This is a genomic window from Pseudomonas sp. 13B_2.1_Bac1 (assembly GCF_025466155.1).
Lineage (GTDB): Bacteria > Pseudomonadota > Gammaproteobacteria > Pseudomonadales > Pseudomonadaceae > Aquipseudomonas > Aquipseudomonas aylmerensis.
This window is the reverse complement of sequence record NZ_JANLOH010000018.1, coordinates 80417-96081: the sequence shown is the minus strand read 5'-3', so window position 1 is coordinate 96081 and position 15665 is coordinate 80417. Positions and strand designations below refer to the sequence as shown.

General features: G+C 63.8%; 11 protein-coding genes. 6 read left to right on the top strand and 5 right to left on the bottom strand.

Annotated features, from left to right (window positions below; genetic code table 11):
- The first annotated feature begins 347 nt into the window (after nt 1-347).
- The 6 genes from NTD80_RS04500 to NTD80_RS04475 all read left to right on the top strand — a co-directional run bounded on the left by NTD80_RS04500 (nt 348) and on the right by NTD80_RS04475 (nt 7995).
- Nucleotides 348-1568: an MFS transporter gene (locus NTD80_RS04500; protein WP_262132326.1), complete on the top strand. Its 1221-nt coding sequence runs from the start codon at nt 348-350 to the stop codon at nt 1566-1568.
- Nucleotides 1569-3152 (top strand): GMC family oxidoreductase, encoded by a 1584-nt coding sequence (locus NTD80_RS04495; protein WP_106803996.1) that lies wholly within the window; start codon nt 1569-1571, stop codon nt 3150-3152.
- Nucleotides 3145-4959, top strand: coding sequence for a thiamine pyrophosphate-binding protein (locus tag NTD80_RS04490; protein WP_262132325.1), 1815 nt, complete (start codon nt 3145-3147; stop codon nt 4957-4959). Before NTD80_RS04495 ends, NTD80_RS04490 begins: the two co-directional genes overlap by 8 nt.
- Nucleotides 4960-5034: 75 nt before the next feature.
- Nucleotides 5035-5733 carry a hypothetical protein gene (locus NTD80_RS04485; RefSeq protein ID WP_262132324.1) on the top strand — a complete coding sequence of 233 codons (699 nt, stop codon included), beginning with the start codon at nt 5035-5037 and terminating at the stop codon, nt 5731-5733.
- A 10-nt stretch (nt 5734-5743) separates the two neighbouring features.
- Nucleotides 5744-6583, top strand: coding sequence for a sugar phosphate isomerase/epimerase family protein (locus NTD80_RS04480; protein WP_262132323.1), 840 nt, complete (start codon nt 5744-5746; stop codon nt 6581-6583).
- Between the two features lie 194 nt (nt 6584-6777).
- Nucleotides 6778-7995, top strand: coding sequence for a hypothetical protein (locus NTD80_RS04475; protein ID WP_262132322.1), 1218 nt, complete (start codon nt 6778-6780; stop codon nt 7993-7995).
- Here NTD80_RS04475 and NTD80_RS04470 read toward each other — a convergent pair whose 3' ends face one another.
- The 5 genes from NTD80_RS04470 to NTD80_RS04450 form a co-directional block, all read right to left on the bottom strand.
- Nucleotides 7996-9618 (bottom strand): dipeptide ABC transporter ATP-binding protein, encoded by a 1623-nt coding sequence (locus NTD80_RS04470; RefSeq protein ID WP_262132321.1) that lies wholly within the window; start codon nt 9616-9618, stop codon nt 7996-7998.
- On the bottom strand, nt 9615-10511 hold the full coding sequence (locus NTD80_RS04465; protein ID WP_065905050.1) for an ABC transporter permease: 897 nt from the start codon (nt 10509-10511) through the stop codon (nt 9615-9617). The genes NTD80_RS04470 and NTD80_RS04465 overlap by 4 nt, the downstream gene beginning before the upstream one ends.
- 3 nt (nt 10512-10514) lie before the next feature.
- Nucleotides 10515-11465 (bottom strand): ABC transporter permease, encoded by a 951-nt coding sequence (locus NTD80_RS04460; RefSeq protein WP_262132320.1) that lies wholly within the window; start codon nt 11463-11465, stop codon nt 10515-10517.
- A complete protein-coding gene (locus tag NTD80_RS04455) occupies nt 11462-13072 on the bottom strand; it encodes an ABC transporter substrate-binding protein (protein WP_262132376.1) in 1611 nt (536 codons plus the stop codon). The genes NTD80_RS04460 and NTD80_RS04455 overlap by 4 nt, the downstream gene beginning before the upstream one ends.
- A gap of 62 nt (nt 13073-13134) precedes the next feature.
- Nucleotides 13135-15567: a TonB-dependent receptor plug domain-containing protein gene (locus NTD80_RS04450; RefSeq protein ID WP_262132319.1), complete on the bottom strand. Its 2433-nt coding sequence runs from the start codon at nt 15565-15567 to the stop codon at nt 13135-13137.
- Between the last annotated feature and the right edge of the window lie 98 nt (nt 15568-15665).

Sequence of the window (15665 nt, the reverse complement as noted above, 5' to 3'; positions counted from 1 at the left end):
ATAGTCTGCAACCGAGCGTCCAGCGCGCACTTGCCGGACTGTCGCTGCTGCACATGTGCGTCGGTCTGCGTCACACCACAGCCATCTGCGAAATTGAGCCGCGCGCACGATCTCTCGATACTCGAAACGTCCACGCGGCCTGCTCGCCGGCAGTCCATGAGCGCGTGCATGTCAGCCATCAAGAGCGACCTTCCACGTGGGGCACCTTGCAACATCACTGTCTAAATACTGATGGCCAGCGGTCATTAATTCCAATAACGAAGGGGCCTCAGCCCCTCGACAGGTGATCCATGTTATCGAGCAAACGCGACAACTCCCTGGTTACGCCCAGAATCAAGAAAGCGCGAATGGCCACGTTCGCGGGCTTCATGATCATGGGGGCGCTGTTTTACACCTGGTCGGTCGGGGTGAGCGCGTTTCGAAACCATTTAGGCATGGAGGGAAGCCTCGGCGACCTGAACTTCGGCATGGTCGCCCTGGGGATTGCCATCGGCGGTACCTTCGGTGCATTCATCGTCGGGTATTTCGTCGATCGGTTCGGCCCACGAACCGTAATCCGCACCACCTTGCTGGCCTATCCACTCTCGCTCATCGCCCTGGGGTTTGCCTCGCAATACACCTTCGCGCTGATGTTCGGGTGCCTGTTGGGCGCCTTGCGCGGGTCGGTCGATACCGCCCTGAATGCGCACGGTGTGCAGGTCGAACGGTTCTATCAACGCTCCATCATGTCGGCGTTTCATGCGTACTTTTCGTTGGGCGGCTTTCTGTTTGGAATCCTGGCCAGCTACCTCGCCGGCTTTTCTTCCGACAGCGCGATTATTCCCTTCACGGTGGCCGGCGTTTCACTGGCGCTGCTGAGCCTGGTGACCAGCCAGTTCATGCTCGGCAAGGACGAGCTGCTGCCGGTCAACCACGAACCGACCCGCAGCGCCGCCGCGCCCACCGCGCGTAACTGGAAAGTGCTGATGTTGATGGTGGCTTTCGGCGCGCTGCTGATTGCCGGGATGATCAGTGAAAGCTCGGTCAGCGACTGGGGCCAGGAGTTCCTGGTGCGCGAGACCGGCATGACCATCTCGACCGCTGGCCTGGCCATCAGCTTCTTTACCGGCGCCGGGTTTATCGCGCGCATGACCGGTGACTGGCTGGCCGAGCGTATCGGTGCGGCGGCGATGGTGTTCTGCTGCGGCGCAATCTCGATTGTCGGCATCTTCCTGGCGACCCTGAGCCACGCCCCGGTGATGGGCATGGCCGGCTTTGCTCTGCTGGGGCTCGGGCTCGCCTGTATCGCGCCGCTCATGCTGTCGGCGGCGGGGCGCAAGGACCCGGCCAACTCGGGCCGCAATGTCGGCATCGTCAACGGCATCGGGTTTGGCGGCATGCTCGGTGGCCCGGCGGTCTATTCGTACCTGGTGAGCACCTACGGCATCGGCGCGCTGTTCTACATGCCGCTGGTGCTCATGAGCCTGATCGCGATCTTCGGTCCGCTGTTGATGCGGGTCAAACCCGGCGCCTCGGCTGGCCATCCGGCTGCATCCGCAGCTGCCAACAACAGCGAGGCGAAGATTTAAATGCAAGCCACTCCTGAAGTCATCGTGATCGGCAGCGGGGTCGGCGGCGCCATGACCGCCCGCCGCCTGGCCGAACACGGGGTGAACGTGCTGATGCTCGAGCGTGGCGACTGGGTGCCGAAGGAAGCGGACAACTGGCGTGTGGCCTCGGTGTTCTTCGACAAGAAATACACCGCCCACGACACCTGGCTGGATGCCCAAGGCAAGCCGTTTCGCCCGAGCATCTACTACAACGTCGGCGGCTGTACCAAGTTCTATGGCGGCTCGATGATCCGCTACCGCGAGCGGGATTTCGAGGTGCTGCAGCACGAGGAGGGCGTGTCGCCGGCGTGGCCGGTCAGTTACGCCGAGTTCGAACCGTATTACACCCAGGCCGAGCAGATTTTCAAAGTGCACGGTGACGACCGCGACGATCCGTCGGCGCCGTGGCGCAGCAAGCCGTATCCGTACCCTGCGGTGGCGTCGGCGCCTATCGTCGAGCACATGTGCAAGGGCATGCGGGCGGCGGGCGCGCGGACCTCGGCGATGCCGCTGGCGGTCGATTATTCGGCTGACGGCCACTGCACGCTGTGCAAGACCTGCGACGGATTTCCTTGCCGGATTTCGGCAAAAATGGAGGCAGAGACCGCACTGGTGCAGCCTGCGCTGGCAACGGGCAATGTGACCCTGCGTACCAACACCTTGGTCAAGCGGTTGCTGCTCAGCCAGGACGGCAAGCAAGTGACCGGGGTCGTGGTGGAAAGTGACGGCCAGACTGAAGTACTGACCGCCCGGCTCATCGTGGTCTCCTGTGGCGCCGTCAACAGTGCGGCCTTGCTGCTGCGGTCGGCGTGCGAAGCCGCGCCGAATGGCGTCGCGAACAGCTCGGACGTGGTTGGCCGTTACTACATGGCACATAACCAGACCGCATTGATGGGGTTGTCACCGCGCCCCAACGACACGGTGTTCCAGAAAACCGTGTCGATGAACGAGTTCTACTTCGGCGCGCCGGATTATCCCTTCCCACTGGGCCATGCGCAGATGCTCGGCAAACTCCAGGGCGGGATGCTCTCGGCCAATGTGCCGTTCATGCCCAAGGTGGTCGGCGCCACCATGGCCAAGCACAGCATGGACTGGATTGCCTTCTCGGAAGACCTGCCGGACCCCGACAGCCGCATCCTGATCAAGGATGGCCAGATCCAGATGGCGATCCGCCGCAACAACCTGCGCCCCCACCGTCGGTTCATCAAGAAGATGGTGGCGCTGCTGCGTGCCAGCGGTTACCCGATCGTATTGACCAAGCCGTTGCTCAAGCACTCCACCTCTCACCAGTGCGGCACCGTGCGATTTGGTCGCGACCCGACGACCTCGGCCCTGGACATCTATTGCCGCAGCCATGACCACGCGAACCTGTTCGTGATCGATGCGTCATTCATGCCGTCGTCCGCCGCGGTCAACCCGGCCTTGACCATCGCCGCCCAGGCGCTGCGGGCTGCGGAACATATTCTCGCGACGGAATTCGGCATCACCTCTATCCGGCGGCCTGATGAACAACAGGCCGCGACACTCTCTCTTTACGCCATAGCAGGAGCGCAGCATGACTGATACGAAAACAAAAAAAATGACCGGTGGGCAAATCGTGGTCGAGTACCTTATCCGCGAGAAAGTGCCCTATGTCTTCGGGATCCCGGGGCATGGCAATACCGCGCTGCTGGACGCCTTTGTCGACCGCAAGGATGAGATCACCCTGGTGCCGGCCATGCACGAGCAAGGTGCGTCACACATGGCTGACGGCTTCTATCGATCCAGCGGGCAAATCGCGGCTGTCTGCGCGTCCATCGGGCCTGGGGCGACCAATACCCTGACGGGGATCGCCACCGCGTTCGCCGACTCGCTGCCGCAACTGGTGATCAGTGGCGGTGTGCACACCTACATGCTGGGCAAAGGCGTGCTGCAGGAACTCGACCGTCCCCACGGCGATAACTTCCCGCGCATGGCGGAACCCGTGGTGAAGCGCTGGTGGCAACCGGGCACGGTGGCGCAGTTGCCCGGGGTCATGACCCAAGCGTTCAACGTGATGCTCGAAGGGCGCCGTGGCCCTACCTTGATCAACCTGCCGCAGGACTTGCAGGCCGAATGTGCGGAAATCGAGTTGCCAGCGCCGCAGACGCACCGTGGCCACGGCCGCCTGCACGGCGACCCGGCCGACATCGCGCGTGCCGTGCACCTGCTGTTGTCGGCTGAACGTCCGGTGATCATGGCGGGCGGCGGCGTGATCGCCGCGAACGCCAGTGACGACCTGGTCGCCATCGCCGAACACCTGGGCGCCGCGGTGACCACCTCGTTCATGGGCAAAGGCTCGATCCCCGAGGACCATCCGCTGTATGCCTGGCCGTGCGGCGACCTCGGCTCGATCCCCGGCAATGCGATGACCCGCGAGGCCGATGTGATCCTGGCCGTCGGTTGCCGCTTCAGTGATCGAATCACGTCCTCCTACCGGCCCGGCGTGACCTTCGATATTCCGAACCAGACCCAACTGATCCAGATCGATATCGATGGCTTCGAGCTGGGCAAGAACTACCCGGTGGAAGTCGGCATCGTCGGCGATGCGGGGCCGATCCTGCAGGCGCTGCTGGCCGCATTGCGTAACAGCGGGGCGGCGCGTGACTACAGCACCTCGCCAATGTTCCAGCGCCTGCAGCACCTGAAGGCCAAGTGGGAGGAACACCTGGCGCCGCTGCGTACCTGCAATCAGTCGCCGATGACGGTGTCCCAGGTGCTGTTCGAAGCGCGCAAGATCCTGCCGCGCAACACCATTGTCGTGACCGACTCCAGCAACCCGCAGAACCAGGTGTTCAACGAGTTTCCGGTGTATGGCCCCAAGCAGCACATCACGCCGGGTGGTTTCTCCGGAATCGGTTTTGCGCTGCCAGCCGCCATTGGCGCGAAGATGGGCGCGCCGAATCAGCCGGTGGTTGCCATTTGCGGGGACGGCGCGTTCCTGCAGACCGGCCAGGAGCTGGCAACGGCGGTGATGATGGGCGTACCGGCGATTTTCCTGATCATCAACAACGGTGGCTGGGGCGCGATCCGTAACCTGCAACTGAACATGTTCGGCGAGGACCGCGAAATCATCACCGATTTCCGCACCCCGGACGGCGCGTCCTGGTCGGCCAACATTGCCGATTTCGCCAAGTCGCTGGGTGCCGCCGCCGAGCGGGTGACCGACCCGCTGCAGATCGGCGCCGCGGTGGACCGCGCACTCGCGTCCAATCAGCCCTACGTGATCGAGGCAATCTGCTCGATCGAACGCCCCTGGAGCAACATGCACCCCACCGGCTGGTGGGACATCACGGTGCCCGACTACCTGGGCGAGTACCGCGACGAGTATGTGAAGAACCGCGGTTTCTGATGCGCTGATGCCAACTCCCTGCGCTCATGGACGAGCGCGGGGCTTTATTCCAGAACCGATAGGGCCTGCGAAGTGATGCGATTCAATCAACAGCGAGCGCTGCAATTCAGTGACCAGTTCGTCGAGTGTTACCTGGTCGAGAACGTAAAAGACTTTACCGTCGAGGCGGGCGTGGTGGTCAACCTCGATCACCGCCCCATGAGCATCGGCGGCCCGGTACCGAGTGTGGTGCCTGCGTGGAAATCCACCGTGCTGTTCAACGCCGTGGTCGCCGAGGCCGCACGCATGGCGGTGTTCCGCGTGCGCAGCGAGGTCGACCTGGGCGGCATCGTGCTGGGGGAGTGGGACTGGTTTGGGAACCGCTTTGCCAAGTTTCCGCGCACCACGCCGTTGTACATCTCGCGCTACGACGAGATTGGCGCGGTGCGCCTGGACCCGTTTGCCTTCGCCAACCAGCGCGAGGCGGTGGTGGATGCACGCGAGTACACGATTCGCCTCAACCTGTGGTGGGCGCCGACCAACACCGACTGTTACTTGCACAATGAACACCCTTTTGTGGAAATTCATACCCAGATCCACGGGGCAGGGCGCATCCAGTTATTCCGTGAGCGCGACGCAAGCACGCTGTACCGGCAGATCAGCATGGCACCAGGCTACACGCACGACCCCTTCACCCTTGTGGATATCGAGGGCAGTCCTACCTATCCATGGCATCGCTACTGGTCGGATTCGGATGCGATCTGGCTGGCAATCGAGTTTCATCCAAAAGGCTGAGGGGATGTCTATGAAACTGGCTGTAGTGACCTGGACACTCGGGCTCAGCGAGCCGCAAGCGGTGCTGGCCAAGGCGCTCGCCCTGGGGCTGGACGGCATCCAGTATTCAGGTGATCACCGCGACGCCTGCCCGGTAGACCTGCGCGAGCAGGCACGTCGGGCAGGCATCACGATTCTCGCGGTCGACCCGATCAATGCCGGGCCGCAGCACAGCGCCGACGCCACGCAAGACCTGGCCGTGGATTATTACCGGAAGGTCATCGATTTCGCGGCCGAGCTGGGCAACGTGCCCGTGACCTTGCAAGGCCTGTCGCTGTGGACACGTAATTGCCCGGATGCTGCCTCGGCGTACGCGCGACTGCTGGCGTGCTGCAAAGTGATCGACGCCTATGCCCAACGCCGCGGCGTGCCCACCTTGTACGAGCCGTGCAACCATTTTGAATTGCCGTTGATCAATACGGCGCAGCAATGCCGGGAGCTGATCCGCGCGGTCGTCAGTGACAACCTGCGCATGGTGCTGGACAGCTTCCACATGAACATCAATGAGCCCGACCCGGTGCAGACGCTGCGTGACTGCGCGCCCCTCACCGCGATCTATCACATCTCGGATTCCGGACGAGGCGCTATCGGCACCGGGCACATCGACTTCGCCGCCCAGTACCAGGCATTGGTGGCCAACGGCTTCAGCGGCGATGTGTCCATCGAGCTGGTACTGCCGCATCTGCTTCCAGGGCAGCCGCCGGGCAGCGAGTCCGACTGCCAGGCGCTGGATGCGCAGATACGTGCGAGTGCCCGCCAGTGGCGCGCTTACCAACCGGCAGCCGCTCGAGCCGTTACGGCTGGCGGGTGAGGCCATCGGCACTATCGGCATGCGGGCTGCGTCAGCCCATCAACGGTTGGCGCGGGCAAAACCGCGCGTGTTTGGGCCTTGAAGGCTTCGGCTGCCGACGGCCCATGGCAAGGACGCCAGGTCGAGACTGTTTGCGGTGCAGCGCTTTGTGGATTAAAACAGCCCCCCGGGATGGTTTACTTCAAGGAGATCTGATGTCCGCAGCGACCGCTTCAACGTTCCAGGTATTTTTTCGCAGAGGGTTCAAGCACCTGCTTGAGCACTGGACACCGTTTACGGTGACGGTGATTTTTCTGGGCACGGGCTTTGGCATGCTCAGCCTTTACATCTACATCAAGGCCATTGGCCGCGCGGATATTTTCATGTCCACGCTGGATGCCAAGTCGGCCCTGCTGGTGTGGGTGCTCGTCGTGATGTTCATGATGACCCTGCAGTTGGCGGTGCTGATGGTGTCGGCGTGGTTGTATGGCATGTCGGTTTCATTGCTTTATAGCCGCCGCGACAGTACCCGATGCATCGCGTTGTGCCTGTTGGTGCCGTTGGTGGTCGGGTTCTCCACCTTCATGGCGTTGGCGTTTTACTGGAACGAAGACGTCGGCGCCGGGCAGGCCCTGCTGATTGTTTCGGGCATGACCTTGCTGGCGCTGTTCGGCCTGAATCGGATCAGGCGGGTGCGGGTGCTGATCGCGCAAGGGGCGCCCCGTGGCCATCGGAAGTGGGTGTACGTCCCCCTTGCCATCATGCTGCTGTTTACCGTGGTCTCCGGGACATTGCCGACACTGTTGATCCTGGACAGCTATGTCGGCCAGGACGATGCCGCGGCGGTCAGGTTTGTCGCGCTGTTCTCGATTGGTTCCTTTGTGTTCAGCCTGATCCCGGCGCTGTTGTTTTTCGTGGTCAAGGGCAGCCTGTTGCGCCGGGTGTCCACAGTGGCCGCATCGGTAGTGATGTTCTTCGTCCTGTTCCTGCTGTCCGCGCGCGGGCCGATGTCGAGCATTACTTACATCGTCGCGGGCACGTTGGAAATCCGCCAGAACCACGCCGCCCGATTCATCCTGGAGGACCAGGTCAAACTGGGCGATCTGGATTCACTGCAATGGCACACACACCTGCGCGACGACGCACGCGTGCAGGTGGACGCGTACCAGCTGTTTGCATTCGGCGACCTGTTGTTGATCTGCCCGGTGGCTGTGCACGCGGCCAAACTTCATGAACTGCCGCGCTACACCAGACTCTGCTGGTTCACCCGCGCCAGCCGGGTCCATCGCATGCCGCCGCAGATGAGCCTGCATGCGCCGCCGACGGCAAGGTCGATCTGGACCGGCAAGGCGGCTCAATTCGTCGACTGGCAGCGGGTGCGGATCAACCTCACACCCAGGGTCAGTTTGCTGCGTGAGCGGTCAGGCGGCTGATCACGCCGCCGTCGCCGTGACCTGCCGTCCTGGGATGGCGGCAATCAATTCACGCGTGTAGTCACTGGCCGGCGTGTTGAAAATCTGCTCCACCGAGCCTTGTTCAATCACCCGGCCATTGCGCAACACCAGCACCTGATGGGCAAAGTTGGCCACCACCGACAGGTCATGGGACACCAGCACGTAGGCAATGCCCATCTCCCGTTGCAGCTCTTCGAGCAGGTCGAGGATATGTGCCTGCACCGACACATCCAGCGCGCTGACCGGCTCATCCAGCAGCAACAGGTCGGGTTTCAGCGCCAGCGACCGGGCAATGGCCACCCGCTGGCACTGGCCGCCGGATAGCTCGCGGGGCAGGCGGTCAAGGTAACTGACCGGCAGGTGCACACGGCTGATCAACTCGCGCGCGGCCTGTTCCAGGGCCGGGCCCTTGAGCAGACCGAACGACACCAGCGGCTCGACGATGCTGTCGAACACGGTGAAGCGCGGGTCCAGCGCGGCGAACGGGTTTTGTTGCACCAGCTGCAGGCGCTGGCGCAGCGGGCGGAAGTCGCGCCAACTGAGGTCGGTCACGTCCTGTTGCTCGAACCAGACCCGGCCACGGCTGGGCTTTTCCAGCCCCAGGGCGATGCGCAGTGCGGTGCTCTTGCCTGAGCCCGACTCACCGACGATGGCCAGGGTTTGTCCGGGGTAGACCTGCAGGCTCAGGTCTTCCAGCGCTACAAACGCGGGGTCTTCACCCTTGACCTTGGGCAGCACGAACGTCTTGCCGACGTTTTGCAGGCGCAGGATCGGCTGCCGGGTGGGATCAATATGGATAGGCGGCTCACGGCGCCTGGCGAACGCCGGCGCTGCGGCGATCAGCGCGCGGGTGTAGTCGTGCTGGGGGGCGACGAGGATCTGCCGGGGTGGGCCTTGTTCGACCACTTCGCCTTGTTGCATCACCAGGATGCGGTCGGCGCGGTCAAGCGCCACGCCCAGGTCATGGGTGATGATCAGCAGCGAAATCCCGCGCTCACTGACCAGGCGCTGCAAGTGGTCGAGGATTTTGCGCTGCACGGTGACGTCGAGTGCGCTGGTCGGCTCGTCGGCGATGATCAGCCGCGGGTTGCCGGCCAGGGCGATGGCGATCAGCACGCGCTGGCGCATGCCGCCGGAAAGCTCATGGGGATACTGGCGTGCGCGCAGCACCGGCTTGTCGATACCGACCTGTTGCAGCAACTCGACGATGTCGGCGTCAACCCCGGGGTAGCGCTTGCCCTTGGCCAACACCAGCGCTTCGCCGATCTGCTGGCCGACGCGCAGGGTCGGGTTGAGGCTGACCATCGGGTCCTGGGGCACCAGGCCGATGGTACGCCCGCGCAGGTGGCGTTTCTGGCGTTCGTTGGCGTGGGTGAGGTCGGTGCCCTCGATCCACAGTTCGCCGGCACTGATCTGCGCGTTGTCCGGCAACAGGCCGAGGATTGCATTGGCCAGGGTGGTCTTGCCCGAGCCGGACTCGCCGACAATCGCCAGTGTCTCGCCTTGGGCGAGGCTCAGCGACAGGCGATTGACCGCCGTCTGGCCGTGTCGGTAGCTGACACTCAGTTGGCGCACATCGACTAAGGGGGGAAGGGCGCTCATCGCTGGATCTCCTCGAAGGTGCGGGCGATATGGTTAAGGCTGAACACCACCGCGACCAGGAACAGGCCGGGCAGCAGCGAGACCCACGGTGCGGTGATCAGGAAGTGCCGGCCGTTGGCGATCAGCGTGCCCCATTCCGCCGCAGGTGGTGCGGCGCCGAAACCGAGAAAGCTCAAGCCGGCGGTGGCCAGGATGGCCGCGCCGAAATCCAGGGTGGCCAACACTGCCACCGGGCCCCAGGCGTTGGGCAGGATGTGCCGCAGCAAGGTCCGTCGCCAACTGGCGCCGCCCAGGCGTGCGGCTTCGACGTAGGGCAGGGTCTTGACCCGCAGCACCTCGGCGCGGGTCGTACGGGCGAAGCCGGGGATAATCCCCACGCCCACCGCGATGGCCACCGGCACCGTGCCGAAGCCGATCGCAGTGACGATCGCCAACGCCAGCAACAGCCCCGGCAGGGCCAGCAGCACGTCGACAAAGCGCATGATCACCGCGTCGATGCGACCACCGGCAAAGCCGGAGACAATCCCCAGGCCCAGCCCGCCCAGCAACGCGATCCCTACCGCGAGGAAGGCCGCCAGCACTGACAGGCTGGAGCCGTAGACCACGCGGGTATACAGGTCACGCCCCAGCTCATCGGTGCCGAACCAGTGCGTCGGGTTCGGCGCGCTGAGCTTGACCGCCGGCGCGGTGGCGTAAGGGTCGAAGTGGGTCAGCCAGTGCGGCGCGACGGCCGCGACCAGGGCGAACAGCACGATCAGCACCGCCAGGCTGAAACCCGGCCGGCGCAACAACGGCAACACGCTGGCTTGTGCACGCTGCAGGCGGCTGCGCCGACGCCATACGGGGCTGGCCGCGAGGGTTTTGCGGCCAAGATTCTGCTCGAGGATGGTCATGGTCTACGACACCTTTGGCGTGTGGGAGATTCGCGGGTCAAGCCAGGGGTAGAGCAGGTCGACCAACAGGTTGACCAGTACAAACGCCGCCGCCGAGACAGCGACAATCGCCAGCACCACCGGAATGTCCTGGCGCAGCACGGCTTCCTGGGCCAGGCGGCCGATGCCTGAGCGCGCGAAGATGGTTTCCACCAGCACCGCACCGGACACCGTGTTGCCCACTTGCAGGCCGATCAGGGTGAGGATCGGCAGCGCGGCGTTCTTGAATCCGTGCCGCGCCTGCACCTGGCCACGGGTGAGGCCCTTGGCGTAGGCGGTGACGATGTACGACTGTTGCCACACCCCTTGGAAACTGCGCTGCAGCACCTGGGCGTACACCGCCGCACTCGGAATCGCCAGGGTGATCGCCGGCAGCACCAGGCTTTCAACGCCTCGGCTGCCGGTGGCGGGGAACCAGCCCAGGCCGAACGCGAACACCTGGATCAGCAGCAGGCCCATCCAGAACACCGGTACCGAGAAACCCAGGGACGGCAGGCGCGCCAGGGCTTTTTTCAACGGCTGCCAACGGATGTAGGCGGTCAGGTAGGCCAGGCCCACCCCGCCGATCAGCGACAGCACAATCGCCAGGCCGGCCAGGGACAGCGTCTGCGGCAGGCGCTCGGCAAGCAACGCGGCTACCGGGCGGTTGAGCGAAAGGGATTGGCCGAAATCGCCATGCAGCGCGCCCAGCAGCAGGTCGAAATATTGCTCGAACACGCCCTTGTCGAGCCCGTAGTAGGCGCGCGCCTTGGCCAGGTCCGCCACCGACAGCGAATCGGCTTCCATGCCCGAGGCACTGAGCATGATCGACAGGGTGTCACCCGGCAGCAGGTACAAAATGAAATAGGTGATGCTGTAGGCCCCCCACAGCACCAACAGGGCCTGGCCGACGCGGCCGATCAGGTAGCGGCTCATGGCGTGCCGACCTCGATATCTCCCAGCAGCGCGAAGCCCTCGGCGGTCCAGCGGAAGTTTTTCACCTTGGCCGAGGTCGCCGCTTGCCACACGCGCTCATACACCGGGAACGCCGAGCTTTCATCAATCAGCAGGTCTTGCAGGTCACCGTAGGCGGTGGCGCGTTGTGGGCCTTGGGTCGCGGTGATGCCAGCATCGAACAGGCCCTTGGCCTTTTCCAGGACTGCCGGTTCATAGGTGTTGGTGGCCACGGTCGAGCTGTTGGCGCTGCGCGGGTCGAGGATGGTTTGCAGGATGATCGGGTCGGCGCGGGTCATGTAGTTGATCGTCAGGTCATAGTTGCCTGCGGAGTTGTTGGCGACCCATTCGGCGCGGGTGACCACGCTGAGTTTCAACTCGATGCCGACCTTGCGCAGTTGATCCTGGATCAGCACGTCACCGGCGGTTTCGGCCGGGCTGATGTTGTAGCTCAGGGTCAGGCGCTTGCCGTTTTTCTGCCGGTAGCCATCGGCGCCTTTGGCCCAGCCGGCCTGGTCCAGCAGTTGCTCGGCGCCTTGCGGGTCGTAGGCCAGCTTGTTGCCCTGGCTTTTGAAGTAGGGTGTGGTCACATCGAAAATGCCGTCGACCACCGGGAATTCGGCGTTGTAGACCGTGCTCGCGTAGCTCTTGCGGTCCAGGGACTTCTGCACGGCCAGGCGCACATGCTGGTCCGCCAGAATGCGTTCGCCACGGGTGTTGGGGTACAGGTTCAGTGCCGGTCCCGGCAGCGAACGGCTCTGGATGGTCGCGCCCTTGGACTGGAACAGCTTCAGGTCGACTTCCGAGAACGGATTGCGCGGCCACAGGATATCGGCCTTGCCCTGCAGGAACAGGCCGTTGCGCACGCTCTCTTCGGGGATGTAGCTGATGTCCACGGTCTCCAGGTGCGCCTCGCCGGGGTTTTTCATATTGGCCGACGGCCACGCGTAGCCCTTGCGCTTGGTCAGGTGCGCGCCGACTTCGGGCGTGTAGCTGGCGAGCAAGAACGGCCCGGTGCCGATGATTTTGCCCAGGGAGCGTTCCTTGGCCGTCAGCGCGTAGGAGGCGGGCGCGAGGATCGCCAGGTTAGTGGTGGACGTCGCTTGCAGGAACCCTGCGTTGGGCTTGGCGAGCACCAGCTTGACGGTGAAGTCGTCGACCACTTCGGCGTGATCGAACCCGGCGAGGTAGGTGGCGCCGAAGGTGGCCGGCAGCTCGGTGGCCAGCGCCTTGTCGCTGTCGAATGCGGTTTTCACCGCCTTGGCATCGAAGCGCTCGCCGTTGCTGAAGGTCACGTCATTGCGCAGGTGGAAGGTGTAGGTCAGCGCGTCGTCGCTGATCTCCCAGCTTTTGGCCAGCCAGGGGATGATCTTGCCGGTTTCCGGATCCTGGTCGGTGAGGGACTCGGCGACATTGCGCAGCAGCACGCGGTGTTCCAGCCAGTAGACCTGGAATGGATCGACGCTGACCAGGGTGGTGTTATCGCCGAAGAACGCGATGTTCAGGGTTTTGCCCGCCTGGGTGTCATTCCCGGGCGAGCAGGCGGCGAGGCTCAGCGCCAGGGCGCACGGGGCCAGCAGACGGCTCATCAAGTTGGAGGTATTCAATGGGTTGCCCTCATGTGGCGATGCGTGTGCATGCAAGGTGTGGATCAGAAGTCGTAGGCGAGCTTGGTGTACCAGTAGCCGCCGCCGGGGTAGAACGGCGGGTTGCCGTAGGGCGCCAGGCCCAGGTTGCTGTAGACGGCATGCTTGTCCGGGCGCACGTCGAAGATATTGGTGCCGCCGATGCTGACGGTGATGCTGTCGACGAAGGTGTAGCTGACGTCGAGGTCGGTGATCCATTTGGCGCCGAAGCTGCGGTCGCCGGTGGGGTTGACTGCCAAGGTCTTGACCGCGCCATAGCGGGCGGTTTGCAGGTTGACCGCGAGGTCATCGACCTTCCAGTTGGCGCCCAGGATCCACTTGGTCTTGGGCGTGGCATCGGTGAGGTCGCCCTGGCGATCACGGCCGACCAGGGTCACGCCGGAATTGGCCAGCGCCGCCGGCGTGTCCGGGGTGCCTTCGATGGTGGTCTTGTTCCAGTTGAAGCCCAGGCTCCAGCGCACGTCGCCCCAGGCATCCAGCGGTGTGGTGTGGTCCGCCACCACATCCAGGCCTTTGGTGCGGGTATCGAACGCGTTGGTGTAATAGTTGACCCAGGTGCCGGTGGGCACACCTTGTGCGGCGAGGATCGCGTTGATCGCGCCGTTGCCACGGTCGTAGATGTTGCTGGTCAGTGCGATGCGGTCATCGATGTCGATCAGGTAGGCGTCGGCGGTAATGCTGGTGCGCGGCGCCGGTTGCCAGGTCAGGCCGAGGCCGAGGTTGCGCGATTTTTCCGGCTTGAGATCATCGCCCCCCAGCGCCTTGGCCAGGTTGCTGCCGGACGGCGTCAGGCGCGTCACGGCGGGCACCACGTTGCCGTTCACATCGGTCGCCACGCGGTTGTCGGCCACGGTATAGCCGATCTGCGTCAGCGACGGCGCGCGGAAACCGGTGCCAACCGTGCCGCGTACCGCCACGGTGTCGGTCAGTTCGTAGCGTGAGTTGAGCTTCAGGCCGAAGGTGTTGCCCGAGTCATCGTCGTAGTGTTCGACCCGACCGGCGAGGTCGAGGAACCAGCGCTCGGTCAGGTCAAAACCCAGGTCCAGGTAGCCGGCGTAGTTGTTGCGGATCAGGCTGACTTCATCTTCAGGGCGGATCGTCACCGCCGCCTGCGCGCCAGAGGCCGCCGGGTAAGTCCCGGTGATGTAGGCTTCGCGGTCGCCGGCAAAGGTACTGAAATGCTCCCAGCGGTGTTCCAGGCCGGCCGAGACTTGCACCGGCGACGTCAGGTTGAACAGGCTGTCGTAGCGGCGCGTGAAGTCGAGGTTGTTGACCCATTGCTCGAAGCGGAAGGTGGCAAGGTTGTCGAATTTGGTCGGCGAGGCGGTGCCCAGCGACGGGTTGATATTGAGGTCGCTGGAATGGTGGACGTTGTTGCGCCCGTAGGTGGTGCTCAGGTCCCAGTTCCAGTCGGCCACCTGGCCCTTGCCGCCGAACAGCAACTGGTAGTCACGGTCCTTGATGTTGTTGAGTGGGAAATAACCGTCGGGGAACACCTCGGGCACGGCGGCCGTGCCGGTTGGCAGGCGGAAATAGTTGGCGGCCTCGGCATCGCGCTCGCCGTAGGTGGAGAACGAATACAGGGTCAGGTCTTCGAGTGGCAACTCGGCGTTGTAGGCGAGGTTGAAGGCCTTGAGATCGGGGTCGCCGTTCTTGATCGCCACGCGGTCCCACGCTGCTTCTTTTGCCGGGTCGGCAAATGCGCGCACGCTGTTGTCGGCCTTGCCGTTCCACGAGGCTTCACCGCGTTTGCGCGCATCCGCCGAGAAGTGGAAAAACCCGCCATCACCAAGCTTGAAGCCCTGGTCGCCGGCGACCTTGATAGTTTCGCCCTGGCCCGAATACAGCTGCCCGTAGCTGGTTTCCAGGTGCCCGCCGTTGTTGGTGGACTTGAGGATGATATTGATCACGCCGGCTACCGCGTCCGAGCCGTACTGCGCGGCAGCGCTGTCTTTGAGGACCTCGATATGGTCCACCGCGCTGACCGGGATCAGGTCGATGTCCACCGCATTCGCGCCGCTGTTGTCGATCGAACCGCGCTGGCCGGTGGCGCCGTTGTGCCGACGTTTGCCGTTGACCAGCACCAGCGTGTAGGCCGGGCCGAGGCTGCGGTTGCTCAGGGGGCGCGTCACCGAGTTGTAGCCGGCGATATTGGTGCCGAAGTTGAACGACGGCAGCAGCTTGGCGATGGCCTCGGACAACTCGGCGCGGCCGGTCTTGAGCAACTGGTCGCTGTTGATCACATCAATCGGCGCCGGGCTGTCGGCCACGGTGCGCTCCTGGCCACGCAGGCCGGTGGAGATCACCGTGACGGTGCCGAGCTTGGCATCCTCCTTGGTGGTTTCGGCGAAGGCGGGCGCGGTGGCCAGCAGCAGGGAGCTGGTCACCAATGACCAATGGAGTTTTTTCAGCGGTTTAGGGAATTGAATATCTGGCATATCGAGAAGGATCCATTCAGCCTGCGGGAGGCTCCTGGTGGTCGGGGTACGTCCTCCGCCAGGCATGGGGTCGGTCTGTGATACGAAGATATTCCTAT

Excerpts from the sequence above, each read along its gene's own strand:
- NTD80_RS04500 (WP_262132326.1), top strand. The coding sequence starts at position 348 with ATGGCCACGTTCGCGGGCTTCATGATCATGGGGGCGCTGTTTTACACC.
- NTD80_RS04495 (WP_106803996.1), top strand. The coding sequence starts at position 1,569 with ATGCAAGCCACTCCTGAAGTCATCGTGATCGGCAGCGGGGTCGGCGGC.
- NTD80_RS04490 (WP_262132325.1), top strand. The coding sequence starts at position 3,145 with ATGACTGATACGAAAACAAAAAAAATGACCGGTGGGCAAATCGTGGTC.
- NTD80_RS04485 (WP_262132324.1), top strand. The coding sequence starts at position 5,035 with ATGCGATTCAATCAACAGCGAGCGCTGCAATTCAGTGACCAGTTCGTC.
- NTD80_RS04480 (WP_262132323.1), top strand. The coding sequence starts at position 5,744 with ATGAAACTGGCTGTAGTGACCTGGACACTCGGGCTCAGCGAGCCGCAA.
- NTD80_RS04475 (WP_262132322.1), top strand. The coding sequence starts at position 6,778 with ATGTCCGCAGCGACCGCTTCAACGTTCCAGGTATTTTTTCGCAGAGGG.
- NTD80_RS04470 (WP_262132321.1), bottom strand. The coding sequence starts at position 9,618 with ATGAGCGCCCTTCCCCCCTTAGTCGATGTGCGCCAACTGAGTGTCAGC.
- NTD80_RS04465 (WP_065905050.1), bottom strand. The coding sequence starts at position 10,511 with ATGACCATCCTCGAGCAGAATCTTGGCCGCAAAACCCTCGCGGCCAGC.
- NTD80_RS04460 (WP_262132320.1), bottom strand. The coding sequence starts at position 11,465 with ATGAGCCGCTACCTGATCGGCCGCGTCGGCCAGGCCCTGTTGGTGCTG.
- NTD80_RS04455 (WP_262132376.1), bottom strand. The coding sequence starts at position 13,072 with ATGAGCCGTCTGCTGGCCCCGTGCGCCCTGGCGCTGAGCCTCGCCGCC.
- NTD80_RS04450 (WP_262132319.1), bottom strand. The coding sequence starts at position 15,567 with ATGCCAGATATTCAATTCCCTAAACCGCTGAAAAAACTCCATTGGTCA.